General features: G+C 55.6%; 11 protein-coding genes. 7 read left to right on the plus strand and 4 right to left on the minus strand.

Going from position 1 to position 11,825, the window contains the following annotated elements; genetic code table 11:
* Positions 1 to 37 precede the first annotated feature (37 nt).
* The gene (ahr, locus tag FCH32_RS08925) at positions 38 to 1,057 is read left to right on the plus strand and encodes an NADPH-dependent aldehyde reductase Ahr (RefSeq protein WP_174360770.1); all 1,020 of its coding nucleotides are present in this window, start codon (positions 38 to 40) and stop codon (positions 1,055 to 1,057) included.
* Positions 1,058 to 1,088: 31 nt separating this feature from the next.
* On the opposite strand, the gene idnK is transcribed toward ahr, so the two are convergent.
* Positions 1,089 to 1,610, minus strand: coding sequence for a gluconokinase (gene idnK / locus FCH32_RS08930; protein WP_096758483.1), 522 nt, complete (start codon positions 1,608 to 1,610; stop codon positions 1,089 to 1,091).
* A 217-nt stretch (positions 1,611 to 1,827) separates the two neighbouring features.
* Here idnK and idnD point away from each other — a divergent pair, with 217 nt between their 5' ends.
* From idnD to FCH32_RS08955, 5 genes are all read left to right on the plus strand, one after another.
* Complete coding sequence (gene idnD, locus FCH32_RS08935; protein WP_096758484.1) at positions 1,828 to 2,871, plus strand: L-idonate 5-dehydrogenase; 1,044 nt, start codon at positions 1,828 to 1,830, stop codon at positions 2,869 to 2,871.
* An 11-nt stretch (positions 2,872 to 2,882) separates the two neighbouring features.
* Positions 2,883 to 3,647 carry a gluconate 5-dehydrogenase gene (gene idnO, locus FCH32_RS08940; RefSeq protein WP_096758485.1) on the plus strand — a complete coding sequence of 255 codons (765 nt, stop codon included), beginning with the start codon at positions 2,883 to 2,885 and terminating at the stop codon, positions 3,645 to 3,647.
* Positions 3,648 to 3,729: 82 nt separating this feature from the next.
* The gene (idnT, locus tag FCH32_RS08945) at positions 3,730 to 5,049 is read left to right on the plus strand and encodes a gnt-II system L-idonate transporter (protein ID WP_016155581.1); all 1,320 of its coding nucleotides are present in this window, start codon (positions 3,730 to 3,732) and stop codon (positions 5,047 to 5,049) included.
* A 51-nt stretch (positions 5,050 to 5,100) separates the two neighbouring features.
* Complete coding sequence (idnR, locus tag FCH32_RS08950) at positions 5,101 to 6,099, plus strand: DNA-binding transcriptional regulator IdnR (RefSeq protein ID WP_096758486.1); 999 nt, start codon at positions 5,101 to 5,103, stop codon at positions 6,097 to 6,099.
* Between the two features lie 79 nt (positions 6,100 to 6,178).
* On the plus strand, positions 6,179 to 7,681 hold the full coding sequence (locus FCH32_RS08955) for a helicase HerA-like C-terminal domain-containing protein (protein ID WP_115259998.1): 1,503 nt from the start codon (positions 6,179 to 6,181) through the stop codon (positions 7,679 to 7,681).
* Between the two features lie 122 nt (positions 7,682 to 7,803).
* Here FCH32_RS08955 and lptG read toward each other — a convergent pair whose 3' ends face one another.
* From lptG to FCH32_RS23120, 3 genes are all read right to left on the minus strand, one after another.
* Positions 7,804 to 8,886, minus strand: coding sequence for an LPS export ABC transporter permease LptG (gene lptG / locus FCH32_RS08960; RefSeq protein ID WP_115259560.1), 1,083 nt, complete (start codon positions 8,884 to 8,886; stop codon positions 7,804 to 7,806).
* Positions 8,886 to 9,986 (minus strand): LPS export ABC transporter permease LptF, encoded by a 1,101-nt coding sequence (gene lptF, locus FCH32_RS08965; protein ID WP_115259561.1) that lies wholly within the window; start codon positions 9,984 to 9,986, stop codon positions 8,886 to 8,888. Before lptF ends, lptG begins: the two co-directional genes overlap by 1 nt.
* A 62-nt stretch (positions 9,987 to 10,048) precedes the next feature.
* Positions 10,049 to 10,099 (minus strand): hypothetical protein, encoded by a 51-nt coding sequence (locus FCH32_RS23120; protein ID WP_212723231.1) that lies wholly within the window; start codon positions 10,097 to 10,099, stop codon positions 10,049 to 10,051.
* A gap of 153 nt (positions 10,100 to 10,252) precedes the next feature.
* Between FCH32_RS23120 and pepA the strand changes: the two genes are divergently transcribed.
* Entirely contained in the window at positions 10,253 to 11,764 is a 1,512-nt protein-coding gene (gene pepA / locus FCH32_RS08970; RefSeq protein WP_115259562.1) for a leucyl aminopeptidase, read from the plus strand.
* Positions 11,765 to 11,825 lie beyond the last annotated feature (61 nt).

The raw sequence follows: 11,825 nt of genomic DNA on the forward strand, positions 1-11,825 counted from the left end.
TACACTTCCTGTTCAACACCACACTGAGGGAAACACGATGTCGATGATAAAAAGCTACGCCGCAAAAGAGGCGGGCAGCGAACTCGAACTCTATGAATATGATGCGGGCGAGCTAAAGCCGGAAGATGTCGAAGTACAGGTCGAATACTGCGGTATCTGCCATTCCGATTTGTCGATGATCGACAACGAATGGGGGTTCTCTCAGTATCCGCTGGTTGCCGGGCATGAGGTGATTGGTCGCGTGGCGGCGCTCGGCAGTGCGGCGCAGGATAAAGGTCTGAAAGTGGGCCAGCGCGTTGGGATTGGCTGGACGGCGCGCAGCTGCGGGCACTGCGATGCCTGTATCAGCGGTAATCAGATTAACTGTCTGGAAGGCTCCGTTCCCACGATCCTCAATCGCGGCGGCTTTGCCGAGAAGCTGCGCGCAGACTGGCAGTGGGTGATCCCGCTGCCGGAGAGCATCGATCATGCGGCTGCCGGTCCATTGCTGTGCGGCGGCATAACGGTGTTCAAACCGCTGCTGATGCACCACATCACCGCCACCAGCCGCGTCGGGGTGATTGGTATCGGCGGCCTGGGGCATATCGCCATTAAGCTGTTACACGCGATGGGGTGCGAAGTCACCGCGTTCAGCTCCAACCCAGCGAAAGAACAGGAAGTGCTGGCGATGGGGGCCGATAAAGTGGTTAACAGTCGCGATCCGGAGGCGCTGAAAGCGCTGGCGGGCCAGTTCGATCTCATCATTAATACGGTTAACGTCGATCTCGACTGGCAGCCCTATTTTGAAGCGCTGGCCTACGGCGGTAATTTCCACACCGTCGGCGCGGTGCTGAAGCCGCTGCCGGTGCCGGCGTTTACCTTAATTGCCGGCGATCGCAGCGTCTCTGGTTCGGCAACCGGCACGCCGTTCGAACTGCGCAAGCTGATGAAGTTTGCCGGGCGCAGCAAGGTATCGCCAATCACCGAGCAGTACCCGATGTCGAAAATCAATGAAGCTATCCAGCACGTGCGCGACGGCAAAGCCCGTTACCGCGTGGTGCTGAAAGCCGATTTCTGATGCGGTGGCTCAGTCCCGTAAGGGGCTGAGCTTATTGCCCATGACGAAATGCGAGCACAGCCTGGCGGCACTGTTCCGTCACATGCTCGATGTCATGGTTCACGTCGATGCGGGCAATATCGCGTTCATCTTCCTGCGGGCACTCCAGCGCGTCGAACTGGCTTTTTAGTAATCCCACCGGCATAAAATGCCCTGCCCGACGCTGCATGCGCGCCAAAATAGTCTCGTAATCGCCATCCAGCCACAAAAAATGCACATTCGGGCTGCCCTGGCGCAATATATCGCGATACTGTTTTTTTAATGACGAGCAGACAATAAATCCGGTTTCATTCTTTTTATACAGGCTGTATGACGCGTCATTTAACCGTTCTAACCACGGCAGCCGGTCTTCATCAGTTAATGGAATACCTTCCGACATTTTATCAATATTTTTGGCGGGATGGAGATCGTCACCATCTATGAATTTAGCGGATAATACGGCGGCAACTTTGCTGCCAATGAGTGATTTACCGCTACCAGAAACGCCCATCAAAATATAACTTTCCCCAGCCATCTAAAAAACTCCAGATTCATATTCCATGGCGCGATATTACGCCTTGCTGATGAGGGAATTCACGCTTTTTCAGTACCACTGAGCAGATTTATAAGGCGCATCACGTTATGCGTAACATTGTAGTGTAACAATTTTCCAGCGTGATCCTCATCACAAATAATAACAATTAAAACCGTTTAAATGCTGCCGAGGTTACTACCTGACCAGTGAGGAATTTATGCAAGTCAAAACCCAATCCTGCGTTGTCGCGGGTAAGAAAGCTGTTGCCATTACCGACCAAAATATTGAATGGAATAATAAAGGAACGTTAGTGCAAATTACCCGCGGGGGAATTTGTGGTTCCGATTTACATTATTATCAGGAAGGCAAAGTCGGTAATTTTACCGTTAAAGCACCAATGATTTTAGGCCATGAAGTTATTGGTAAAGTGGTCCAGAGTGATTCACCTGAATTACATGAAGGTCAGTCGGTGGCGATTAACCCGTCGAAGCCCTGCGGCCACTGCAAATACTGTCTGCAGCATGAAGAAAATCAGTGTACGGAAATGCGATTTTTTGGCAGCGCCATGTATTTTCCCCATGTTGACGGCGGCTTTACCCGGTTTAAAACCGTCGATACCGCACAGTGCATCCCCTACCCGCAGCAGGCCGATGAAAAAGTCATGGCCTTTGCCGAACCGCTGGCGGTAGCAATCCATGCAGCGCATGAAGCGGGCGACCTGCAGGGTAAACGCGTGTTTATCTCCGGCGTTGGGCCAATTGGCTGCCTGATCGTCAGCGCAGTGAAAACGCTCGGCGCAGCAGAAATCGTCTGTGCAGACGTCAGCCCGCGTTCGCTTTCGCTGGCGCAACAGATGGGCGCAGACACGCTGATTAATCCGCAACAAGACTCGCTCGACGCGTGGAAAAAAGAGAAAGGCTATTTTGACGTCAGCTTCGAAGTCTCCGGCCATCCTTCCTCAATCACCACCTGTCTGGAAGTCACCCGCGCGAAAGGCGTGATGGTGCAGGTCGGCATGGGCGGCGCGGTACCAGAGTTCCCGATGATGATGCTGATCGGCAAAGAGATCGCGCTTAAAGGCTCGTTCCGCTTTACCACCGAATTCAATACCGCGGTGTCGTGGCTAGCAAATAACGTTATCGATCCGCTGCCGTTACTCAGCGCCGAATATCCGTTTACCGACCTTGAACAGGCGCTGATCTTCGCCGGGGATAAAACCCAGGCGGCGAAAGTCCAGCTCGTTTTTGAAGACATAAAATAAGGAATAGCATGATGAACGATCTTTTTTCACTGGATGGCAAAAATATTCTGATCACCGGTTCGGCGCAGGGTATTGGTTATTTACTGGCGACCGGGCTGGGCAAATATGGCGCGCAGATCATCGTCAATGATATTACGCCGGAACGCGCAGAAGCCGCCGTGGCAAAACTGCAGCAGGAAGGGATCCGCGCCGTTGCCGCGCCTTTCAATGTTACGCATAAACAGGATATCGACGCCGCCATTGACCATATCGAAAAAGATATTGGCCCGATTGATGTGTTGGTGAATAACGCCGGTATCCAGCGCCGTCATCCGTTCACCGAGTTCCCGGAACAGGACTGGAACGACGTGATTGCGGTGAACCAGACGGCAGTATTCCTGGTGTCGCAGGCGGTCACTCGTCGCATGGTGGAACGCCAGGCCGGGAAAGTCATCAACATCTGCTCCATGCAGAGCGAACTGGGCCGCGACACCATCACGCCATATGCCGCCTCAAAAGGGGCGGTAAAAATGCTCACCCGTGGGATGTGCGTTGAGCTGGCGCGCCACAATATCCAGGTCAACGGCATCGCGCCGGGCTACTTCAAAACCGAGATGACCAAAGCGCTGGTCGAAGACGAAGCCTTCACCGCCTGGCTGTGCAAACGGACGCCGGCCGCGCGCTGGGGCGATCCGCAGGAGTTGATCGGCGCGGCGGTCTTCCTCTCGTCCAAAGCATCCGATTTTGTTAACGGACACCTGCTGTTTGTCGATGGCGGCATGCTGGTCGCCGTCTGATACAACACAACGCAACATCACGCAGCGCCCTGGCGCTGCATTTTTGGCACACCACTCTACATAATTTATAAGAGAAAAGATTATGCCATTAATTATTATTGCGGCAGGCGTCGCGCTGCTCCTGGTCCTGATGATTGGCTTTAAAGTTAACGGCTTTATTGCTCTGGTCCTGGTAGCGGCGGTCGTCGGTTTTGCCGAAGGGATGGATGCCCAGGCCGTTCTGCACTCAATACAAAATGGGATCGGCGGTACGCTTGGCGGGCTGGCGATGATCCTCGGGTTCGGCGCCATGCTCGGAAAGCTAATCTCCGATACCGGCGCAGCCCAGCGCATCGCCACTACGCTGATTGGCACGTTCGGTAAAAAACGCGTGCAGTGGGCGCTGGTCATTACCGGGCTGGTCGTCGGTCTGGCGATGTTCTTCGAAGTCGGTTTTGTTCTGCTGCTGCCGCTGGTGTTTACGGTGGTGGCCTCATCCGGACTGCCGCTGCTGTACGTCGGCGTGCCGATGGTGGCGGCGCTGTCCGTGACCCACTGTTTTCTGCCGCCTCATCCGGGACCAACGGCGATTGCCACGATCTTCGAGGCCAACCTTGGCACCACGCTGCTGTACGGCTTTATCATTACTATCCCGACGGTGATTGTCGCCGGGCCGCTGTTCTCCAAGCTGCTGACCCGCTTTGAGAAAGCGCCGCCGGAAGGCTTATTTAACCCTCACTTGTTCACCGAAGAAGAGATGCCGTCGTTCTGGAACAGTATCTTTGCCGCGGTTATCCCGGTCATACTGATGGCGGTCGCCGCAGTGTGCGAAATTACGCTACCGAAGACCAACAGCGTGCGGGTGTTCTTTGAGTTTATCGGTAACCCTGCTGTCGCCTTGTTTATTGCCATCGTCCTCGCCATTTTCACCCTTGGCCGTCGTAACGGACGTACGATCGAGCAAATAATGGATATCATTGGCGACTCTATCGGCGCCATCGCCATGATTGTGTTTATCATCGCCGGCGGTGGGGCGTTTAAGCAGGTGTTGGTCGACAGCGGCGTGGGCCAGTATATCTCGCACCTGATGACCGGTACCTCACTCTCTCCGCTGCTGATGTGCTGGACGGTCGCGGCGTTGCTGCGCATCGCGCTCGGTTCAGCCACCGTGGCGGCGATTACTACCGCGGGCGTGGTGCTGCCGATTATTAACGTCACCCATGCCGATCCGGCGCTGATGGTGCTGGCAACCGGTGCGGGCAGCGTGATTGCTTCCCACGTTAACGATCCGGGATTCTGGCTGTTTAAAGGCTATTTTAATCTCAGCGTCGGCGAAACGTTGCGCACCTGGACAGTCATGGAAACGTTGATTTCCATTATGGGACTCCTTGGGGTTCTGGCGCTTAACGCCATTCTGCATTAGTTCGGCATTACCGGGGAGCACAAGCCAGCGCTCCCCGGCTCAGGAGAGAAGATGAGGAACCACAGAATTTCTTTGCAAGATATCGCCACCCTGGCGGGTGTGACCAAAATGACGGTGAGTCGCTACATCCGCTCGCCGAAAAAAGTCGCAAAGGAAACCGGCGAGCGCATCGCGCAGATAATGGAGGAGATTAACTACATCCCCAACCGCGCGCCGGCAATGCTGTTGAACGCGCAAAGCTATACGCTCGGCGTGCTGATCCCCTCGTTTCAAAACCAGCTGTTTGCCGACATTCTGGCGGGGATTGAATCCGTGACCTCGGACCATAACTATCAAACGCTGATCGCCAACTACAATTACGATCGGGAGTCCGAGGAAGAATCGGTTATCAACCTGCTGTCGTACAACATCGACGGCATTATTCTTTCCGAGAAATATCACACTTTACGTACCGTGAAGTTTCTGCGTTCAGCGACTATTCCGGTGGTTGAGCTGATGGATATCCAGGGCGATCGTCTGGATATGGAGGTGGGATTCGATAACCGCCAGGCGGCGTTTGATATGGTCAGCACCATGCTGGATAAACGCCCGCGCCACAAAATCCTGTATCTGGGTTCGAAAGACGACGTCCGTGACGAGCAGCGCTATCGCGGCTATTGCGATGCCATGACTCGCCGGGGTCTGGAACCACTGCGCGTGAATCCGCGCGCCATCTCCTCCATCCATCTCGGTACCCAGATGATGCGTGACGCGCTGGCTGCGCACCCGGATGTAGACGGCGTGTTCTGTACCAACGACGATATTGCGATGGGCGCGCTGCTGCTGTGCCGCGAGCGCGATCTGGCTGTGCCGGAGCAGATCTCGATTGCCGGATTCCACGGGCTGGAAATGGGCAGGCAGATGATCCCAAGCCTCGCGAGCGTGATCACCCCACGTTTCGACATTGGTCGCATGGCGGCGCAGATGTTGCTCAGTAAAATCAAGAACAACGACCATAACCACAACACCGTAGATTTGGGATATCAGATTTATCACGGCAATACGCTTTAAGTCATTTTCTCTCCCCTGCGCATATTCTCTTTCATCGACATTGCCTATACTCCAGGCAGGATAAATGGAGGAAATCTCAATGAGCGCACCCCTGTTAATTGCCCGCACGCCGGACACCGAACTGTTTTTACTGCCTGGCATGGCCAACCGCCACGGGCTGATTACCGGCGCGACCGGGACCGGTAAAACCGTCACCTTGCAGAAGCTGGCCGAATCGCTGTCGGAGATCGGCGTGCCGGTGTTTATGGCCGATGTTAAAGGCGACTTAACCGGCGTGGCGCAGGCAGGACAGGCGTCTGAAAAGCTGCTGACCCGTCTGAACAACATCGGTATTACCGACTGGCAGCCGCATGATAATCCGGTCACGGTGTGGGATATCTTCGGTGAGAAAGGTCACCCGGTGCGCGCCACGGTATCGGACCTCGGCCCGCTGCTGCTGGCCCGCCTGCTGAACCTGAACGATGTGCAGTCCGGCGTGCTGGATATTATCTTCCGCATTGCCGATGACCAGGGGCTGTTGCTGCTCGATTTCAAAGACCTGCGAGCCATTACCCAGTACATCGGTGATAACGCCAAATCCTTCCAGAATCAGTACGGCAACATCAGCAGCGCCTCGGTCGGGGCTATCCAGCGCGGGCTGCTGTCGCTGGAGCAACAGGGCGCGGCGCACTTCTTTGGCGAGCCGATGCTGGATATCAAAGACTGGATGCGCACCGACGCCAGCGGCAAGGGGATAATCAATATCCTTAGCGCAGAAAAACTGTACCAGATGCCCAAACTGTACGCCGCCAGCCTGCTATGGATGCTCTCCGAGCTGTACGAGCAGTTGCCGGAAGCGGGCGATCTGGAAAAACCCAAGCTGGTGTTCTTCTTCGACGAAGCCCATCTGTTGTTCAACGATGCCCCGCAGGTATTGCTGGATAAAATCGAACAGGTGATCCGCCTTATCCGCTCGAAAGGCGTCGGCGTGTGGTTCGTGTCGCAAAACCCCGCCGATATTCCGGACAACGTGCTCGGTCAGTTGGGTAACCGCGTGCAGCACGCCCTGCGCGCGTTCACGCCCAAAGACCAGAAGGCGGTGAAAACCGCGGCACAAACCATGCGCGCCAATCCGGCATTTGATACCGAAAAAGCCATTCAGGAACTGGGGACCGGCGAGGCGCTAATCTCGTTCCTCGATGCCAAAGGCAGTCCGTCGGTGGTGGAGCGGGCGATGGTCATTGCGCCGTGCTCACGCATGGGACCGGTAACCGACGATGAGCGCAATGGGCTGATTAATCACTCCGCGCTGTACGGTAAATATGAAGAAGAGGTTGACCGTGAGTCGGCCTATGAGCGCTTACAGCAAGGCGTGCAGGCCAGTACTGAGCAGCAAAACACACCTCCCGCCAACGGCAAAGCAGTCGCAGTGGACGACGGTATTCTCGGCGGGCTGAAGGATATCTTGTTTGGCAGCACCGGGCCGCGCGGCGGCAAGCGTGATGGTGTGGTGCAGAGCGTGGCGAAAAGCGCGGCGCGTCAGGTCACCAATCAGATTATTCGTGGCATGTTGGGAAGTTTGATGGGCGGAAGAAAACGCTAGTGCCTGTGTTACTTTGCCAGATAAGGCGTTAACGCCTTATCTGGCCTACGGGTCCTGAGTAGGCTGGATAAGCGCAGCGCCATCCGGCACTGCGTGTGACGTTGCCGGATGGCGGGCTGTAATTACGATTTACGCAGCATCAGCCACAGGCTTATCAGGAAGAAGCTGGCACTTGGCAGCAGCGCCCCGATAATCGGTGGAATACCGTATACCAGCGTCAGCGGACCAAAGATCTGGTCCAGCACGTAGAACACGAAACCGAAGCTAATCCCCGTCACTACACGCACGCCCATCGGCACACTACGCAGCGGGCCAAAGATGAACGACAGCGCCATCAGCATCATCACCGCCACGGACAGCGGCTGGAAGACTTTGCTCCACATGTTGAGCTGGTAGCGTCCGGCGTCCTGGCCGCTGGACTTCAGGTACTTCACGTAATTATGCAGACCGCTGATCGACAGCGCATCCGGATCCAGCGCCACGACACCGAGTTTGTCTGGCGTGAGGTTGGTCTTCCAGGTGCCGCTCACGGTTTGTGAACCGGTAACCTGCTTCGGATCCTGCAGGTTGGACTCATCCACCTGCGACAGACGCCAGACCTTATTGTCTTTATCAAATTTGGCAGACGCCGCATAGCGCACGGACTGCAAACGACGCTGGTCGTTAAAGGTATAAATACTGATACCCCCTAACTCTTCGTCGCCTTTCACCCGCTCAATGTAGACAAAGCTGTCGCCGTCTTTCGCCCACAGCCCTTGCTGGGTAGACAGCAGCGAGCCACCGTACATCTGCTGTGCGCGGTAGTTACGCGCCATCTGTTCACCCTGCGGCGCAACCCATTCCCCGATGGCCATCGTCAACAGCACCAGCGGAATAGCGGTTTTCATCACCGACAGCGCAACCTGCATGCGGGTAAAACCAGACGCCTGCATCACCACCAGTTCACTGCGCTGGGCCAGCATGCCCAATCCCAGCAGCGCGCCGAGCAGCGCCGCCATCGGGAAGAAGATCTGAATGTCTTTAGGGGCACTGAGCAGCGTATACAGCCCGGCCCCCATCGCGTCGTAGCTCCCCTGCCCGGCCTTTTTCAACTGGTCAACAAACTTGATGATGCCGGAGAGCGACACCAGCATGAACAACGTCATCATGATGGTGGTGAAAATGGTTTTACCGATATAGCGGTCAAGTACACCAAAGGGCTGCATTATACCGCTCCTTTACGCAGAAAACGGGCACGCAAGCGGCGCACAGGCACCGTATCCCACAGGTTAAGCGCAATCGCCAGAGCCAGATAACTCAGGTTAACCGTCCACATCCAGAACACTGGATCCAGTTTCCCTTTGCCGCCGTTCGACTTCAGTGAGGTCTGGATCAGGAAGAACATCAGATACAGCAGCATGGCGGGCAGCATCGACAGTACGCGTCCCTGACGTGGATTCACCACACTCAGCGGTACCACCATCAGCGCCATCATCGCCACCGTGAATACTAACGTGATACGCCAGTGCAGCTCCGCACGGGCGCGATCGGTGTCGGTCGTCCACAGCGTGTGCATGTCCATCTGGTCGGTATCGTTCGGATCCAGCGCCACGGCCTGATGGCCAATAATTGCCTGATAGTCCTTGAAGTCGGTAATGCGGAAGTCACGCAGCAGCGCGGTCCCTTCAAAGCGCGTACCTTCGTTCAGCGACACCACCTGGGAGCCATCGCGCAGTTGCGTCAGATGTCCGGAATCGGCCACGACCACGGAAGGACGGGCGTTACCTTTTGGGCGGATCTGCGCGAGGAACACATCTTTGAAATTACTGCCATCGACGCTTTCGATAAACAGCACCGAGCTGCCGTTAGTGGCCTGCTGGAACTGTCCCTGCGCGAGTGCCGCCATGCCGGGGTTCGCTTTCGCTTCCGCCAGCACTTCGTCCTGATGCTTTGAAGACCAGGGCCCCGCCCACATCACGTTGATCGCCGCAAAGATACTGGTAAACAGCGCCAGCACCATCGCCGCTTTCACCAGTACGGCCTTACTCAGCCCGCAGGCGTGCATCACCGTAATTTCACTTTCGGTATACAGTTTGCCCAGCGTCATGAGCAGCCCGAGGAACAGGCTTAATGGCAAGATAAGTTGCGCCATTTCTGGCACGCCCAGCCCCAGCAGCGAGAGCACCAGATTTGCCGGGATGTCACCGTCAACCGCCGCACCGAGGATCCTGACCAGCTTTTGACAAAAGAAGATCAACAGCAGGATGAATAGGATCGCAAGTTGGCTTTTGAGCGTTTCCCGTACCAGATATCTTATGATTATCACTTTAAATACGCCCGTAAAAACCCGTCTTTTGCAGGAAAATAGCTTGTTTCATGGCTTAAACGTCATTTATTCTCTTGAGTCGTCGAAATCGTCGCTAAGATCATTATACTCAACGGATCCACCTCTCAGAAATTGTTCTGACGTGCCAATGCCGTAATAACGTTAAGATTAACACGAAGTCACCGCAACAGCGGGTATGAGTTACGAAAGCTTGCAATTCTATCCGTAGCCACCGCCGTTGTCTTTAAGATTCAGGAGCGTAGTGCATGGAGTTCAGTGTAAAAAGCGGTAGCCCAGAGAAACAGCGGAGTGCCTGCATCGTCGTGGGCGTCTTTGAACCACGCCGCCTTTCTCCGATTGCAGAGCAGCTCGATAAGATCAGCGACGGGTACATCAGCGCCCTGCTGCGTCGTGGCGAACTGGAAGGCAAACCGGGTCAGACCCTGTTGCTACACCACGTTCCTAACGTTCTGTCTGAGCGCATTCTTCTCATTGGTTGTGGCAAAGAGCGTGAGCTTGATGAGCGCCAGTACAAGCAGGTTATTCAGAAAACCATCAATACTCTGAATGATACCGGCTCCATGGAAGCCGTCTGCTTCCTGACCGAACTGCACGTTAAAGGCCGTAACAACTACTGGAAAGTGCGTCAGGCTGTCGAGACAGCACAAGAGACCCTCTACAGTTTTGATCAGTTGAAGACCAACAAAAGCGAGCCACGTCGCCCGCTGCGTAAAATGGTGTTCAACGTCCCTACCCGCCGTGAACTGACCAGCGGCGAGCGCGCCATTCAGCACGGCCTGGCGATTGCCGCCGGTATTAAAGCCGCGAAAGATCTCGGCAACATGCCGCCGAACATCTGTAACGCAGCGTACCTGGCTTCTCAGGCGCGTCAACTGGCCGACAGCTACAGCAAAAATGTCGTCACGCGCGTCATTGGCGAGCAGCAGATGAAAGAGCTAGGTATGCACTCTTATCTTGCCGTCGGCCAGGGTTCGCAGAACGAGTCCTTGATGTCGGTTATCGAGTATAAAGGCAACCCGTCAGAAGACGTGCGCCCGATTGTGCTGGTCGGTAAAGGGCTAACCTTTGACTCCGGCGGTATTTCCATCAAGCCTGCCGAAGGCATGGATGAAATGAAATACGACATGTGCGGCGCGGCGGCAGTGTACGGCGTGATGCGCATGGTGGCGGAACTTCAGTTACCCATCAACGTTGTCGGCGTGCTGGCGGGCTGTGAAAACATGCCAGGCGGGCGCGCGTATCGTCCGGGTGATGTGTTAACCACCATGTCCGGGCAGACTGTTGAAGTACTGAACACCGATGCCGAAGGCCGCCTGGTGCTGTGCGACGTGTTAACCTATGTCGAGCGTTTCGAACCTGAAGCGGTCATCGACGTCGCCACCCTGACCGGTGCCTGCGTGATTGCGCTGGGTCATCACATCACTGGCCTGATGTCGAACCACAACCCGCTGGCGCACGAGCTGATTGGCGCGTCCGAACAGGCGGGCGATCGCGCATGGCGTTTACCGCTGGGTGATGAGTTCCAGGAACAGCTGGAGTCCAACTTCGCAGATATGGCGAACATCGGCGGACGCCCTGGTGGCGCGATTACCGCTGGCTGCTTCCTGTCGCGCTTTACCCGTAAGTACAACTGGGCACACCTCGACATCGCGGGAACCGCCTGGCGTTCAGGAAAAGCCAAAGGTGCAACCGGTCGTCCGGTGGCGCTGCTGTCGCAGTTCCTGCTCAATCGCGCCGGGTTTAACGGCGAAGAGTAAGTTTGCTTGATTGCCGGATGGCGCCGCATACGCGTCTTATCCGGCCTACAGTGAGTATTTA

The organism is Citrobacter gillenii (assembly GCF_013337685.1).
In the GTDB taxonomy this organism is placed as follows: domain Bacteria; phylum Pseudomonadota; class Gammaproteobacteria; order Enterobacterales; family Enterobacteriaceae; genus Citrobacter; species Citrobacter gillenii.